Source organism: Glaciimonas sp. Gout2 (genome assembly GCF_035018905.1).
Taxonomy (GTDB): domain Bacteria; phylum Pseudomonadota; class Gammaproteobacteria; order Burkholderiales; family Burkholderiaceae_D; genus Glaciimonas.
Window position 1 is genome coordinate 107,428 of the sequence record NZ_JASJXA010000015.1, and the last position, 15,437, is coordinate 122,864.

The 15,437-nt window shown below is 50.3% G+C and carries 15 protein-coding genes; 6 read left to right on the forward strand and 9 right to left on the reverse strand.

Annotation, left to right across the window (positions count from 1 at the left end; translation table 11 throughout):
- Window positions 1-27 precede the first annotated feature (27 nt).
- Window positions 28-1,773 carry a ClcB-like voltage-gated chloride channel protein gene (locus QN379_RS12640; RefSeq protein WP_322232390.1) on the reverse strand — a complete coding sequence of 582 codons (1,746 nt, stop codon included), beginning with the start codon at window positions 1,771-1,773 and terminating at the stop codon, window positions 28-30.
- Between the two features lie 205 nt (window positions 1,774-1,978).
- Window positions 1,979-2,350: a winged helix-turn-helix domain-containing protein gene (locus QN379_RS12645; protein WP_322232391.1), complete on the reverse strand. Its 372-nt coding sequence runs from the start codon at window positions 2,348-2,350 to the stop codon at window positions 1,979-1,981.
- A 182-nt stretch (window positions 2,351-2,532) separates the two neighbouring features.
- Between QN379_RS12645 and modA the strand changes: the two genes are divergently transcribed.
- From modA to QN379_RS12660, 3 genes are read left to right on the forward strand one after another with little or no spacing between them, the layout of a single operon-like run.
- A complete protein-coding gene (gene modA / locus QN379_RS12650) occupies window positions 2,533-3,312 on the forward strand; it encodes a molybdate ABC transporter substrate-binding protein (RefSeq protein WP_322232392.1) in 780 nt (259 codons plus the stop codon).
- Window positions 3,313-3,370: 58 nt separating this feature from the next.
- Window positions 3,371-4,042 carry a molybdate ABC transporter permease subunit gene (gene modB, locus QN379_RS12655; RefSeq protein WP_322232393.1) on the forward strand — a complete coding sequence of 224 codons (672 nt, stop codon included), beginning with the start codon at window positions 3,371-3,373 and terminating at the stop codon, window positions 4,040-4,042.
- A 7-nt stretch (window positions 4,043-4,049) separates the two neighbouring features.
- On the forward strand, window positions 4,050-4,742 hold the full coding sequence (locus tag QN379_RS12660) for a sulfate/molybdate ABC transporter ATP-binding protein (protein ID WP_322232394.1): 693 nt from the start codon (window positions 4,050-4,052) through the stop codon (window positions 4,740-4,742).
- Window positions 4,743-4,976: 234 nt separating this feature from the next.
- On the opposite strand, the gene QN379_RS12665 is transcribed toward QN379_RS12660, so the two are convergent.
- Together QN379_RS12665 and QN379_RS12670 are read right to left on the reverse strand one after the other, a co-directional pair.
- The gene (locus QN379_RS12665; protein ID WP_323506772.1) at window positions 4,977-7,352 is read right to left on the reverse strand and encodes a TonB-dependent receptor; all 2,376 of its coding nucleotides are present in this window, start codon (window positions 7,350-7,352) and stop codon (window positions 4,977-4,979) included.
- 102 nt (window positions 7,353-7,454) lie between these two features.
- A complete protein-coding gene (locus QN379_RS12670; protein ID WP_322232396.1) occupies window positions 7,455-7,796 on the reverse strand; it encodes a hypothetical protein in 342 nt (113 codons plus the stop codon).
- A 664-nt stretch (window positions 7,797-8,460) separates the two neighbouring features.
- Here QN379_RS12670 and QN379_RS12675 point away from each other — a divergent pair.
- Window positions 8,461-8,991, forward strand: a complete 531-nt coding sequence (locus QN379_RS12675) for a PaaI family thioesterase (RefSeq protein WP_323506773.1) — start codon at window positions 8,461-8,463, stop codon at window positions 8,989-8,991.
- 126 nt (window positions 8,992-9,117) lie between these two features.
- Here the strand turns inward: QN379_RS12675 and QN379_RS12680 are convergent, their stop codons facing one another.
- Window positions 9,118-9,498, reverse strand: coding sequence for a cupredoxin domain-containing protein (locus QN379_RS12680; RefSeq protein ID WP_322232398.1), 381 nt, complete (start codon window positions 9,496-9,498; stop codon window positions 9,118-9,120).
- 2 nt (window positions 9,499-9,500) lie between these two features.
- Complete coding sequence (locus QN379_RS12685) at window positions 9,501-10,400, reverse strand: metallophosphoesterase family protein (RefSeq protein WP_322232399.1); 900 nt, start codon at window positions 10,398-10,400, stop codon at window positions 9,501-9,503.
- 178 nt (window positions 10,401-10,578) lie between these two features.
- Here QN379_RS12685 and QN379_RS12690 point away from each other — a divergent pair, with 178 nt between their 5' ends.
- Together QN379_RS12690 and QN379_RS12695 are read left to right on the forward strand one after the other, a co-directional pair.
- A complete protein-coding gene (locus tag QN379_RS12690; protein ID WP_322232400.1) occupies window positions 10,579-11,259 on the forward strand; it encodes a sigma-70 family RNA polymerase sigma factor in 681 nt (226 codons plus the stop codon).
- On the forward strand, window positions 11,259-12,056 hold the full coding sequence (locus tag QN379_RS12695) for an anti-sigma factor (protein ID WP_323506774.1): 798 nt from the start codon (window positions 11,259-11,261) through the stop codon (window positions 12,054-12,056). Before QN379_RS12690 ends, QN379_RS12695 begins: the two co-directional genes overlap by 1 nt.
- A 63-nt stretch (window positions 12,057-12,119) precedes the next feature.
- Here QN379_RS12695 and QN379_RS12700 read toward each other — a convergent pair whose 3' ends face one another.
- From QN379_RS12700 to QN379_RS12710, 3 genes are all read right to left on the reverse strand, one after another.
- Window positions 12,120-13,256, reverse strand: coding sequence for a DUF6396 domain-containing protein (locus QN379_RS12700; protein WP_323506775.1), 1,137 nt, complete (start codon window positions 13,254-13,256; stop codon window positions 12,120-12,122).
- Window positions 13,256-14,947 (reverse strand): DUF6396 domain-containing protein, encoded by a 1,692-nt coding sequence (locus tag QN379_RS12705; RefSeq protein ID WP_323506776.1) that lies wholly within the window; start codon window positions 14,945-14,947, stop codon window positions 13,256-13,258. The genes QN379_RS12700 and QN379_RS12705 overlap by 1 nt, the downstream gene beginning before the upstream one ends.
- Window positions 14,944-15,437 (reverse strand): phospholipase D-like domain-containing protein (locus QN379_RS12710; protein ID WP_323506777.1); only part of this gene is annotated, 494 nt, incomplete at its 5' end. The genes QN379_RS12705 and QN379_RS12710, both read right to left, overlap by 4 nt.

Genomic DNA, 15,437 nt, shown 5'->3' on the forward strand with positions numbered 1-15,437 from the left:
CCAAAAATGTAAGCCACAAAAACTGGCCTACCCCGCATAGCCTTTTACGTTGTCCAGACGGAAATAAGCCTCCAGCAATGCGCTCTTGAAAATAGCTCCCAACAACACCGGTTCAGCCTGACTGCGCACAATAGGCAAACGCTCGCCTTGGTGATCCAGAAATAACTGTAACGCATTACCTAATGACATATCGGGAGTGATGATATGCAAAAATTCCCGACGTAAAAAATCAGCCGCTACACGACCTGAAGTATCACTTTTATCTAATAAAACCGACGTAATATCCTGTAGCGCCACCACACCACAATAGTGCTGAGCTTCATCAACGATATAGATATACTTCACCGGATATTTCAAGAACAGGCTACTCATTTCATCGAACGATGCGTCCATTGAAAGAACCGTATCTGCGGGACGAATCAGATCACTCATATGTATTCCACGCAGCCGCAATCGCTCCTGCGTATCGCGATTGCGCTTCAGCGTGATGTCGTACATCGATGCGCCATCCAGACTGCGGGCGATGAAATAAGCAACCACGCATGACAACATGAGCGGCAACATCACCGAGTAGCTCAGCGTCATTTCGAAAATCATCAAGATCGCCATCAAAGGGGCACTAGTCGCCGCAGCCAAAAACGCCCCCATTCCAACAATAGCGTACGCAAATGGAGGAGAACTGACATTGGGTAATAGTGCATGTACCGCCAGGCCGAACAAAAACCCAATCGCTGCACCGACAAACAAGGTCGGCGTAAAAATACCACCAACTGCACCCGAACCTGCCGTAACCGCAGTTGCCACAACTTTGGCCACCACTATAAGCACAACACTCCACCATAGCCATGAGGTATGCAACAACGAATTCACTACGCTATAGCCGTTACCCCAGACTTCAGGAACCCACACCGATATGACGCCGACAATCAAACCGCCCAAACCCAACCTTAAAGGAAGCGGCAATTTAGTCTTTTGAAATTGTTTTTTAGACGTTTGTAATAAACGCAGGAACTGCGGGGCTGCGAAACCGGCCAAAATACCGAGCATGACGAAGAGTACTATTTCGGCCCCGGCAATCGTTGGAAAGGCGGGCATTTCATAGGCCGGTTTATAACCCGGCAACGCTCGCATAGTCATATTAGCAACAACCGCGGCAACTACTACCGGACCAAAACTCTCCATCACAATCGCGCCAAGAACGATTTCAGTCACAAAAAAAGCTCCGGCAATCGGCGCGTTATAAGCGGATGTAATACCTGCCGCCGCACCGCATGCCACCAAAAGTCGCAAACGACCAGGTTCAAAATGCGTAAAACGCCCCACCAGAGAAGCCGCCAGCGCGGATAACTGCACCATTGATCCTTCGCGCCCGATTGATCCTCCCGATGCAATGGTGGCTAACGAAGACAAACTGCGCAAAAGACTATGGCGAACTGGAATATTGCCATCACCAATCGCGACTGCCTCCATGTAATCCGAGGTAGCCGCGGATGGCACCCGTTTTGCCAGTATAAGAATCAAACCGGCCACAACGCCGCCGCCAGTCGGCAATATTACCCGCCAGTGCCATGGCAAGCCCTTTGCGATGCTCACAAAACTGCCACTTTCCCCTGTCAACAACAATTGCAAGCCAACGATACATTCACGAAACAGAACCGTTGCCAGCGCGCCCAACACGCCAACGATTACCGCCCATAACAGCATCGAATGGCTGGGAGAAAAATGAAATAGGCGCTGGATGCGGATTCGATATTCAAGAAGAGTGGTCCGCATAAATAATGGCGTGATCCTGAGTTATACGATTGATTAAATTACAAGAAACACATTTTTTATAACGTTATTGATCGGCATTACAGGCCGGCATGCAGATCGGAATACGGGTCCCGACCGGTACAGCATAGTCAATTCTTGCACGTCAGGGCTGAAAACTGCACCGATGTCACTAAGCATCGTCATCATCACATTGACGCGAAAACCTCTATTCGCCAGGAGAAACGTCGACTGTTGACGCCATCAGGGACTCAAAATACGCCATATCCTGCGCTACCGCGACTTCTGCTTTCGCGGTCATGTGTTCATATCGCCTCAGCATTGTTTGGGCCAATTCAGTGATGCGCGCCCCACCACCGTTTGCACCACCAGTTGCAGTTGCCACCAATGGCTCCTGAAAACTGGTATTCATTTCCTCTACCAGTAACCACGCACGCCGATAGGACATCCCCAGCGCGCGCGCTGCGGCGGAAATCGATCCATATTGGGCGATAGCTAGCAACAACGCCGCCTTACCGGGCCCAAATGCAATAACTCCACCCCGCATTACTCGCAGCCGTATCGATTTAGTATGTGTCATGCACTGATTGTAGCAAGTCGAAGATGGTCGCCGCCAGACACTTATGACTATTCGGAACGATTACTGCAAAACTATAAGTATTGACGCTCGTTATATCCTGCCATATATTTCGCTATCGTTTTTGCTCTATCCGGGTTACTTTCATTAGTTGCCTACCATCATCTTACCTTCGGAGAACTCTGATGACACCACGCATGCTACCAACACTCAAACGCTTTGCCGTCGTTGTTGTCGCCGCATTGCCACTCATGCTGTCGAGCGCATCCGCACACGCTGCAGATCTGATCGTTTCAGCCGCATCCAGCCTGACCAATGCTTTTAAAGAAGTGGCGCAAGACTTTGAAGCCCAACATCCCGATACCAAGGTCATCCTGAATTTCGCTGCCTCCGACGTTTTATTGCAACAAATCGTCAAAGGCGCACCGGCAGACGTGTTTGCCTCCGCCGATCAGGATGCGATGAACAAGGCTGAAACAGGAAAAGCGGTGCAATCCGTAAGCCGCAAAAACTTCGCGAGCAACCAAATCGTCTTGATCGTTCCGGCAGATAGCAAGCTGGCAATCACCCAGCTTAAAGATTTGCTGTCGCCCGCCGTCAAACGTGTCGCTTACGGCAATCCTGCATCAGTTCCAGTTGGTCGCTATACTAAAGCCGCTCTGGAGCGTGATAATTTATGGACCGCCGTCGAAGCAAAGGGAATTCCTGCGCAAAACGTTCGGCAAAGTCTGGATTACGTGGCACGTGATGAAGTCGATGCCGGTTTTGTATTTTCGACCGATGCCGCTATCATGCCGGAAAAAGTGAAAGTCGCCGTTCGCGTCCCGTCCACCACGCCGGTGACGTATCCGATTGCCATGACGACCAACACCAAACAGCCGGCAGTTGCCGCACAATTTATTAGCTACGTATTATCGGCCAAAGGTCAGGCAACGCTGGCCCGCTATGGTTTTTTGAAACCTTAACGACTAACGCTACTGACTAAAGCCAAAAATGATAAAGCATATCGATGATTGATACCCGATGAATGCGGTCTGGATTCCACTTGCTCTTTCGCTCAAAGTCGCAGGCTGGGCGACGCTATTAAATTTGGTTTTTGGCGTCGCCATCGCCTACGGATTGGCGCGCTGGCGCTCATCGGCCCGTGATTTGGTCGACTCGATCCTGACGTTGCCATTGGTGCTACCGCCGACCGTGCTCGGCTACTATTTATTAGTCGTTCTGGGTCGCCGGGGCGTGGTCGGTGAATGGCTTGAAAAATGGGGCATTGAGCTGGTCTTCACATGGCAAGGGGCGGTTATCGCATCCACCATCGTCGCATTTCCACTAGTATTAAAATCTGCGCGCGCCGCGTTCGAAAACGTTGATCCACAATTGGAGAATGCGGCACGTGTTCTCGGCATTTCAGAAGTTGCTGTGTTTTTCCGCGTCACACTACCGCTTGCATCCAAAGGCATCAGCGCGGGTGTTTTACTGGCATTCGCCCGCGCACTTGGCGAGTTTGGTGCGACTTTGATGATTGCAGGTAATCTGCCAGGCCGCACGCAAACACTATCAGTCGCTATTTATGCAGCTGTGCAAGCGGGTGACGACAATACGGCCAATTTATTGGTATTGATTACATCCGTGACCTGCGTCTTACTACTGCTGATCGCGGGACGTTTGGTACCAAAAAATCCGCGCCGGGCGTATTGAACAAACCATGACCATTAAAGTTCAAATCCGCAAACAATTACAAGCCGATGATCGCCGTTTTCAACTCGATATCGACTTCATCTCCGATAGCAAGCGGATTGTCCTATTTGGACCTTCCGGTGCAGGTAAAAGCCTGACGTTACTTTCCATTGCGGGGCTACTGACGCCGGACCAAGGTCTCATCCGCATCAATGAACGACAACTATTTAATCAAGCCAGCAACATTAATCTGCAACCGCAACAGCGCAAGGTTGCTTATCTATTTCAGGATTACGCGCTGTTTCCACATTTAACCGTGGCACAAAATATTGCCTTCGGTCTGCGATCTGGTTGGTTCAATCCACGCAAAGCAAACAACTTTCCGGCGGTCAAAAAATGGCTGACATTATTCGAGCTTAATACCACCGCCAATAGCTATCCGCATCAACTGTCCGGCGGTCAACGTCAGCGCGTGGCGTTGGCCCGCGCGTTAGTTCTCGAACCAGATATTTTACTGCTCGACGAACCATTTTCAGCCCTCGATCCAGCATTACGTGATCGTATGCGAAGTGAACTAAGCGCACTCCAACAGCAACTCGATGTGCCAATGCTGGTGATCACTCACGATCCCGCTGATGTCGCCCTGTTGGGGGATGCCGTATTCGAAATACGGGATGGAAGGATTGCCGCGGATAAGATAACGTCTCCGGGTTCGAGTTGAGTTCTGCCGAAAGCGCCTTGCTAAATGATAAAAAGCCGCGATCTTCTGGAGCGCGGCTTTTAAAATATCAATGCGTTGTTTTTTAGTATAAGCCAGAAAAGCGGTGATTTTGCCGTCAAACACAGCTTAATCAAGGATTGACGCAAAAACGTCTCAGCAAGGCAGACCGAAGAAGACATTACGAAACTAAGGCCAGGAGGGATAACGCCGCTGAGGCGATTTTTCGTCTATCCGCTAAAAAGATTTAGTCATCGCCACATACATGCCCCTACGCTGACCAAATTGCGGGGCGCCCACTCCAATCCCTGAACCATCGCGAATTTGATAGACCCGATCAAACACGTTAATAACACTTAGACGCGTCGTCAGTTTTCCTACCGGAGAGTCTTTAAAAATATGGCTTACACCAAGATTGACTTCTGTATATGAAGGTAAATGTTCAGTATTGGCAAAGCCACTACGCAAGCCACTCCCGTACAGCGCATCTGCGCTATATGTCGTGCCCTGCCAAAGATACGAAACGCCAGCCGATGCGGTCATACTTTGATCGTGATCCAAATGGACCCAATGATTGGATACATAGTCCAATTCACTTTGCTCAAAGTTGTACTGGCTTGAGGTAATATTTTTTCCTAATGCGGACGAGCGCGCCACATTTAAATACGCTCCAAGATTATCGTTACGGTAGTTGAGGGTTAACTCCAGACCGATCACTTTCCCTTGCGCATAATTAAACGGGGTGAACAGTAAAGCGGAGCCGAACTGGCCTTCGTCCAGCATATTTTTCACTTTTTTGTAGTATCCATCCAATCCAATCGTTAAATGCGGCGTCAATTGATGCACAACGCCAATATCGAAATAATCGGCACTTTCGGCCTGCACCGCATCGTTCTGATTATTCGCTGCAGCGTTAGTCATGCCATTGAAGCTGGCGACTGTCGTTGCAGCGATCAACTCACTCGTTGGTGGCGTAAAGTATTTTGCATAGCCTGCGTGAAACGTCGTACGCGGCGTCATCTGATAGACCACACCGATACGCGGACTAAACTGACTGGCCGACACATAAGCATTTAACCAATCCATCCGTGCACCGGTGTTGATGGTGAACTTGTCGTTTAGTTTCCATTCGTCTTGCAAATAGACGCCGGTCTGATTGGTTGTCTTCTGACCTTGGTCATTGATCGAAAATGGTTGCGTTCCCATCTGATTGCCGTTGTCATCAGCGGCAAATGTCAGTGAATTATTGCTATTTTTGAGGCTCTCGCGAGTATAAGAAATACCGGCACGCAATGTGTGACTGTCATTTAGGCGAACACTTCCGTCTGCCTGCAAACCATTTGCCAATCCGGTACGCAGAACGCGCGAGGCGACACCCGTATAAAGCAAATCGCCAACCGGATCGGGCTCAAATAACACTTTGGAATAGCGACTAAATGCAGCGACTTGATAGTCAATGTCGTTACCGATCACGCCTTGCAAGGCAAGAATGCCATAGCGATTAGTCTCTCGCTGTCGCTCATTCACGTTCGCCGAAGGATAACTATTGACGCCATTGAGCTGAAAGCTCGGTGTTTCTCCAGCGGTATTGGGAATCTGAAAGCGGCCGTCCGAAGTACCAAGGATCAAACTAACCCGCGTATCGGGATTCAACAAATAAGAAAAGTAACCGAATCCCTTATTTTGCAATGTCCGATCATGAAGAGCGGTCGATGCGCCGGTCGGATTTTCAATACCGAGATTGTTTGCATCAAAAGATCCATTGAGGTAATACCTAAATGCATCATGGGAGCCACTGACGTCCCCACTAATTTGTCGGGTATTGTTGCTTCCGAACATAACACCGATATTACCGCCGTTTTCAACTTGCCCAGTCTTGGTATGTATGTCGACAACACCCGCAGTACGATAACCATATTGGGCTGGCAATGCACCTGTCAATAAATTCACGCTATCGACAAAACGCGTATCAAGCGTCTGCCCGAATCCCGAAATACTCTCCGGCAAAAGTATGCCATTGAGGCGGTACTGCAAATTGGCATGATCCCCACGCACGTGTAGTTGACCATAGGAATCCTGTGCCACACCAGGCGCACGCAACAGTACTTGATTAAACGGCGTGTCTTCGCCCTGTGGCAGTGCGGCAATATCCTTGCGCCCAATCCGATAAATACTGCTGCCGGTTTCTACAGAAATGCCATTTCTGGCGCGATCAAGCCGCTCACTCGTCACGACGATCTGATCCAGAGTCTCGGCGCTGATTAACGTCAAAGAAATGGTCGGGCTGGACACATTTTTGGCCACCCTGATCAATTTCTTCTCGGGAGAAAAAGTTGGCTTATCTACGTTCAGGGCATAGTTGCCGGGTGCGATGTCAGAAAATATAAAACTTCCCCGATTATCGCTAATGGTGGTGGCAACGACGTGACCTGCCGCGTCGTTCAAATCAACCTTTGCATCCGGTAAGGGATGACCGAGTGCATCATGAATTAAACCGCTGATTTTCTGGGTCGAAATCTGCGCTGATTGTGCTGTTTGTGCATAAGTAAAAGGCGTGGAAATACCGGTGGAAAGCGCAATCAAGGCGCTTAGCCGCAACAAACGTGTTTTCATTCTCAAACTCCGAAATGGCAAAATGCAACCGCGCTCCATCCAGGCTATAAACAAGTTATAACCAGGCTGTCGTCGCCTAACTGCATCAAAATAGTGTGGAAGTTAACTGCGAGAATAAAACTGCGGCGGCGCATGTGAGTGCGGCGTGAGATAACCTCTTAGCGGTAGCGCGAAGAAATGCGCCTTGTCGGGGGCGAGGTGATACACAAAAACCAGCATCGGTACCAACGCCATGAGCGGCAGCAACGAAGGCGGTGCCGGTACATGGACGGCAAGATTGCAGCTAACACATTCTCTCGACTCCTCAAGCAAACTATGGCGATGAAAAGCCATGCCAATCAGCTGCGCCACCAAAATAGCCACCGCACACCACAAAGCGATTTGATAGAAGCGCGTCCTGAGCATTCGCCGACGCGGGAAACTATTTAAAACGATCAATTGCATGGTTCGCCCGAAGACCGACTATTTCTACCCTCAAGGTTCCGCCCTAACAAAGCCAGATCGCTTTTCAGATCGCTCTTTGCAGCGTGATTAATCGACAAAGGCAGTAGTGTCAGCAGAAAAAATGGCGTGTCGTTCATGTAAATAACAGGGCGGTCAAAGATCATAAATAGATCGGCAAAAGGGGATGATGGCCAAAGTAATCTGACTGCACCCCATTAGCACCGCAATACTGCCTAGTTTAAATGCCAACCAAGATTTCATCAACAAAAATGCAACTGAGTTGCAACAAAAATGCAACTTAGTTGCAAAATTGAGACGACCTCCACAATTTATCGCATTTTTAGGACGTACCTAATTCACGCAGTGGATTTTCCAAACGCCCTCTCAACACCAATAACTACATCAAGGCATAATCATGCTGAATAAATTGTGATGATCATCATTATTTTTTTAAGTGAGTTGCGCAAAATTATCCCAGCAACTGGCTTGCCAACCCTACCGACGCAGACAGTATGTTAGTTTCGGGCCGCGCAGGTCGGGTCCGTAGGCGGCAAGGAAAGCACAACGCCGCTGGGGCGGCTTTGCGTAAGTTCTATTTTTATCGTCGGACGAAATAACGGTCTACTCTCATCGATTTTTTGTAATATTAAGACCAAGGATACAAATGAACAGCCGCGAAGAAATATTAACCCTTTGGCAGGCGCAAGAAGCAGACGTAAGATCGCGACTCGCCCCGCCAGGAGTGGCGACTCTGGCACAACTGAAAGAGCTTAGCGGCATAGAATTTCTCCAACATATCTGGGAAGGCAAATTGCCGTCTTTGCATATTGGAGAGACGATGGAATTTATTCCACTCGAAGGTGAGCCAGGCCGTGTCGTGTTTCAGGGTACGCCCGGCCGAAAGCATTACAACTCGCTTGGCAGCGTTCATGGCGGCTATTTCTGCACACTACTCGACTCCGCACTCGGGTGCGCAGTGCACACAATGCTTCCCAAGGGGATCGGGTACACCACACTGGAACTGAAAGTAAATCTGCTCCGTGCATTAACTGAAAAAACAGGTCCGGTCAGAGCCATCGGAAAAGTGATCCAGGTCGGAAAACAAGTCGGCGTAGCCGAAGCAAACATCGTTGATGTTGATGGCAAAATATACGCGCACGCGACTACCACCTGCTTGATTTTTCCACTGCCTTAATTTTTTTTCGTGATTTTTCCAGACAGGTAGCTCGCTATCGCTCGAATCACTCTGGCCAGTGAGACGAGCGAGAACACCTTTGACTGAGTATTTTATTTTACTGTTGTCATTACGCATAACTATTGGTTATGTCACCACCAGCACACCGGTCATATCCTCATGACCAGAACCACAAAATAAATCACAGTGAAAAATAAACTCTCCGACCTTATCCGGCGTAAAACGTATCCGTGATTCTTTTCCAGGCAAAATATCTGTGCGAATACCAAAGTCGGGCGCATTAAATCCCATTGGCATGTCAAGCGTCGAGAACGCCAATACCACCGGGAGTCCTCGCTTCAACATAATGCGATTAGGCGCGTACGTAAATCTACTCGCCACCACCTTTATTACTTCATTGGGTGTCTCTGCCAACGCACCGCTTGGGATCGTCACTGCGAAAATGGCACTAGCCCCGGCACTTGCGATACCCATCAAAAACTGGCGGCGTTCTGTATTCACATTCATGATTACCCCTTCGCAATCGGCAATTCGGTTAGATTGAGCTCAGGATTTTTTTGGATTGCGGCAATCTCTCGAAAACCTAAACCGCGATACGGTTGTGCGCTATCCCAGACCAGTGGCGTGCGCTTTGGCTGTGATCCAGGCGCGGGCAACGCGAAAATGAGAGACTTTGCGGAATGGTGCGCAATATGACCGGTCATGTGGTGATTTTCTTGATGAATATGCCCGTAGAACACTGTGACGTTAGCGTGTGGCATCAATAGCGCGATCGCTTTTGCACCATCCCGCGTAGCCCAATCCCATTGCGGGTAAAGATCAAATAATGGACGATGCGTAAACACGACGATTCTTGCGTCTGGCGCTAATTTATCCAAGTCAGCTGCGAGCCAATTCAGTTGCTCTTCGCCAATACTTGCACCCGGATCTGAAACATTATCGAGCACGATGAAATGCACTCCTTTATGATCGAAGGTGTAATGCGTTTTGCCAAAAAATTCCTGATAAGCTGCGCCCTGATCTAGTCCGGCATCATGCTCACCGGGCATAAAATAAACCTGCTTTACCTTTAACTCTGAGACTATTTTTTTAAATTCTGTCAGGCGCTTCCGGCGTTCCTGCGGATCGTCTGTGGTATGTGTCAAATCGCCAGTAAATACGATGAAGTCCGGCAATTGCTCCAGTGCATTAACAGCCGCGATAGCTTTTGGCAAAGTGCCACGTGCATCTGGATTAGGTGCGCCCTCGAAGCCCCAATGCGTGTCAGACAATTGCACAAAAAAGAAGTTTTCTAAAGTATTACCTGAACTATTCGCCGCGCTTGCCCAACCACTCAAACCTGAAGCAAATACTGCACCACCCAGACCGGCAAGTCGGATAAAACTGCGTCTGTTTAGTTGATTACTCATGTGAATCTCCTCGGTTTTCCCATAGTCGCCGATCATTTGAACGGTAAAGCGAATACCAGCATTAAGGAATATTTATTCCCAAATACCTCAAAAAAAAAGGACAGAACTATTTTTCGTCATTTGGGGAATAAAATTTAACCTCGAGCGGTATGATAGAGAGAACACGGGAAAGCTACGCATGACGAAGTTATCCAAAGAAATGCGCTTTCAAGCCATTGTGATGCCGCATTTAAACTCGGCATTTAACTTGGCTCGATGGCTCACGCGCAATGGAACGGATGCTGAGGATATCGTGCAGGAGGCTTATCTGCGGGCGTTTACTTTTTTTGATAGTTTTTATGGCGAAGATGGTCGTGCATGGCTCCTAACTATTGTCCGAAATACTTTCTATACATGGCATCAGAAAAATCCGACGCAAAATACCGAGTTCGATGAACAAAGTCACAGTATCGATGGCGAAAATATTGGTATCTCCCACCAGGTTGATAACAATCCGGAAAATATACTTTTGCAAAAAGATAGTCAGGCGCAACTATTGCGTGCCTTGCAAGCGTTGCCGTTGGCATTTAGGGAGGTGATGGTGCTACGCGAACTGGAAGAGCTTTCTTATAAGCAAATTTCAGTGATCATCGGCATTCCGGTTGGCACGGTGATGTCACGCTTGGGACGCGGTCGTGGTTTATTGCAAAGCACATTGCGAGAAAATCTATTGCCAACCAATTCGGCAAAAAAAAATAAGATTAACGAGGCTAACCCCGTTCCTAGCCAAGCACCGCTAGTTCAACCGGCACCAATTACATCGGCGGTAAAGCAAGCATCATCCGACCTACCGATAACATCAATGCAGCGGGGGATTTGATGGAACATGACGAAGTACTTGAACTCTTACCCGCCTACGTCGATCAAGAACTCGGGGTATCAGAGACGATACAGATCGAGCGTCACTTGAATAACTGTTTCGAATGTCAACAAGATTTTGCGCAACAAAGTCAACTTAGTGCCGAGTTAAAATCCGCTGCATTTCACTTTGAAGCACCCGCCGGTCTCGCGCAAAGAATCAGCGAAGCATTACCAAAAGAGCGATCAACCTTTGTTGCGCCCACCGCCAAACGTTGGCGACCTGGCGAGAGATTCGGCTGGCATTTGGACCGCTTCAACGTGGGCGCATTCCTAGCAACTCTGGCTGCTGCGCTCTGGAGTGTCAGCATGTTTCTCTCGCTTCCATCAGCACAAGATCAATTGACGGAAGAGATTGTAGCTAGCCACGTCCGCTCGTTACAAGTAGACCATCTGTCCGACGTCATTTCCACCGACCGTCACACGGTCAAACCGTGGTTCAACGGTAAGCTGAATTTTTCTCCCCCTGTATTCGATCTTGCCCCACAAGGGTATCCACTGACAGGCGGAAGACTCGACTATATCAATGGTCGCCCGGTAGCTGCATTGATTTACCATCACCAGCTACATCCCATCAATTTGTATATTTGGCCAACTAGCGATCACGACGCCGTACCACGCACCGAAACCCGGCAAGGCTATCATCTCGCGCACTGGACAATCAGTGGAATGACCTATTGGGCAGTATCCGATGTAGCGGTAGTAAATTTAACGACCTTTGGAACGCTGCTAACGTCACAGATTAAGCAAGCTGGATAGTCGCTACTCCGATTAAGCGGTTTTGTTCTGATTGTAGCTACTCCTAATTGTTTCCTCTATCGCTTAGTCCCATGGCACCTTGGGATATTCTGGCAATACCCATCCTTGAGGGATATGTGCACGGCCGGTTAAGTCCGCTCCAGGCGTGGGTGCCGGAGGGGGTGGGATTGGCACCACCTGTTTGGCGGCGTTGATCAGGTCTTCTTTGTTACCGTTCCATTGTGGTAGGTCGGCGGGCGGTAAAGGCAGCACTTTGTCCAGGTTGGGGAAGCGGAGGTCGCGATTGCGTCCGAGTGCATCGCTGAAGACTAGATAGCGATCAGCGCGTGAAGTATCGATGCCATCAGGCCCAAGCCCTGCGACTTGCTCAAATTCAACACGCAAATAAATTGCAGCACCTACACTACCGAATTTGACGCCTTCGTGAAGGTAATGGAGTGCACGCGATTTGTCTTTTATGAAAAGGTTATATTCCATTCCCAGCGCCTCCGCGGCGTCCCCATTACCCTGTGAAAACGCACATTCGAGCATCTTGAGGGCGATCGGCACATTGGCCCACCGACCACGTTCGGGCGCGTCGCTACCAGAATTCAAACTGCGCCCTATCGTGAACTGGGCATAACTGCTTCCCATCTCCGCGGCTTGCTGCCAGAAAGCCCACGCGTTGGTTGGGTCGGGCTTGACGATAAAGCCATCGGCGTAATAATTGCCCATCACCGCGTACGCCAGCGGTACGCCCATCTGCATCGCCTGTTCTGTCAGTGCCATCGCCACCTGCGGTTGTCGTGCCACCAAGAGTTTATCCGAATCGATCAACCCCCACACCCCGGTCTGATACAACGTTGCCAGATTGTTCATCGCCCTCCAGTGCTTGCGCTCCGCTGCTTTGGTGTACAGCGCCAGAATTTGCGGCCAGTCACGGTCCTCCTTCCAGAGCGTGGGCGTGTCCAGCGCCACCGCCTGTTGATACCAGATTTCTGCCTGCGCATCCACCGGCGGCGTCACCGTCAATTCATGCTTGCAGAGGAACTCTGTACGGTGTGGAAAAAAAAGCGGGGGAATCTGGTGACGGGGAAGTGTGTTATCCATGGAGCACGATGCTACGGACAGCACGAGAAGCGACAGCACCATTGCCGAAGATAGCGTTAATAGTAGTCGATGAATAAAACGTCGCAGGCGATATCGCAGCGTCATACTCATCACCCCATCTCAATCAATCGCCACTTCACCGCGTAGTTCGCTACATCCACCAGCCAATCCTGCTGCGGATCGGGAAAAGGTTGTCCCTTGACGGCCCAGGTTTGGCGCCAGCGCCAGTTAACCAGTGCTTTGAGGGGATGTTCGTCCGGCAAGAGCGGTTGCCAGATGCCGGTGTGGGGACACGTTTCTGCCCCGTCACACTCAGTGCGGACCGGATTGGCCCGCGCTTCGCGCCATTCACCGCTGCTGAGTTGTCCGATACGGGCGGGGACCGGCAACTGCTCGGGATCGCCTCTAAAATGCCACATGATACGGCCGGATTTTGGCCCTAGAAAATGGCGCAGATTGTCGAACCCTTCATTATCGGTATAGCGTTGCGGGGCCTGCTGGCGATCAAAAAGCAGATCCTCATAGCTGGTCCGCGCCAGTAACTGAGGCAGCCAATAGCCGCTAAAAGGCACTCTGACGCCCTCGTATTCCGATGACACATGATTATGCCCCTCTCTCAACAAAGCATAGGGCACCTTGGGATATTCTGGCAATACCCACCCTTGCGGGATATGTGCACGGCCGGTTAAGTCCGCTCCAGGCGTGGGTGCCGGAGGGGGTGGGATTGGCACCACCTGTTTGGCGGCGTTGATCAGGTCTTCTTTGTTACCGTTCCATTGCGGCAGGTCGGCGGGTGGTAAAGGTAACACTTTGTCCAGGTTGGGGAAGCGGAGATCGCGATTACGTTCGATGGCATCATTAAATATGTCATAGCGCTCAGCGCGTGAATTATCGATACCATAAGGAGAGAGGCCGGCGACTGATTGAAATTCGCTGCGCAAATAATTTGCGGCCCCCCAACTCCCGAATTTGACGCCTTCGTGCAGGTAATGGAGTGCGCGCGGTTTGTCTTTTATGAAAAGGTCATATTCGATCCCCAGCGCCTGCGCGGCGTCCCCATTGCCTTGTGAGAACGCACATTCGAGCATCTTGAGGGCCATCGGCACATTGGCCCACCGACCACGTTCGGGCGCGTCGCTACCAGAATTCAAACTGCGCCCAATCGTGAACTGAGCATAACTGCTCCCCATCTCGGCGGCCTGCTGCCAGAACGCCCACGCGTTGGTTGGGTCGGGCTTGACGATAAAGCCATCGGCGTAATAATTGCCCATCACCGCGTACGCCAGAGGTACGCCCATCTGCATCGCCTCTTCTGTCAGTGCCATCGCCACCTGCGGTTGTCGTGCCACCAAGAGTTTATCCGAATCGATCAACCCCCACACCCCGGTCTGATACAACGTAGCCAGATTGTTCATCGCCCTCCAGTGCTTGCGCTCCGCTGCTTTGGTGTACAGCGCCAGAATTTGCGGCCAGTCGCGGTCCTCCTTCCAGAGCGTGGGCGTGTCCAGCGCCACCGCCTGTTGATACCAGATTTCTGCCTGCGCATCCACTGGCGGCGTTACCGTCAATTCATGCTTGCAGAGGAACTCTGTACGGTGTGGAAAAAAAAGCGGGGGAATCTGGTGACGGGGAAGTGTGTTATCCATGGAGCATGCTGTCAGTGTAAGTGAAATAAAAAGAAAAACTGCTGATAACCAGCGGCCTAATCCGCATCGGGTCCGGTTGTACCGGGGTGAAATAACGTTGAGCAACTTAGACATCCCATTTTTACAAACCGGTTGCCCACCGCATTGGACGGTCATGCCAATGCCTCGTTATAGGTAGCGGCAGCAGGGGCTTGCGCCACGCGGACGCCAGTAACGCCCGTTCCCCCTCGCTGGTCGGAGTAGGTGACGATGAAATTCTGAAGCTTCCCGTTTTGTTTCTCAACAATTTCGGCATTTTTTTCCATTTTTTTTATCCAGTCGCGGTGGACTTCTTTGATGCTCTTTTGGCTGCCATCCAACTCCTCTCCCGCCAAATTTCCCCATACCCTCGTCCGTGCGCCCCATGCAAATTCCGCATTCACACAACTGATGTTGATTTCGCTATCCACCACCATGCTGCGCACATTCATGTTGGCGCTGCCGAGCGTTAAAAACACGTCATCGATAATCATCAGTTTGCTGTGGATGTAAATTTCACGACATCGGTTCGAATGCGAATCCTGTGTATACAGCTTGGCGATCAGGATTTTGATGCCCATCCCCTCCAACTCGGCCTCGGTTACCGGGATGCGCGCAGCCGAGTCGA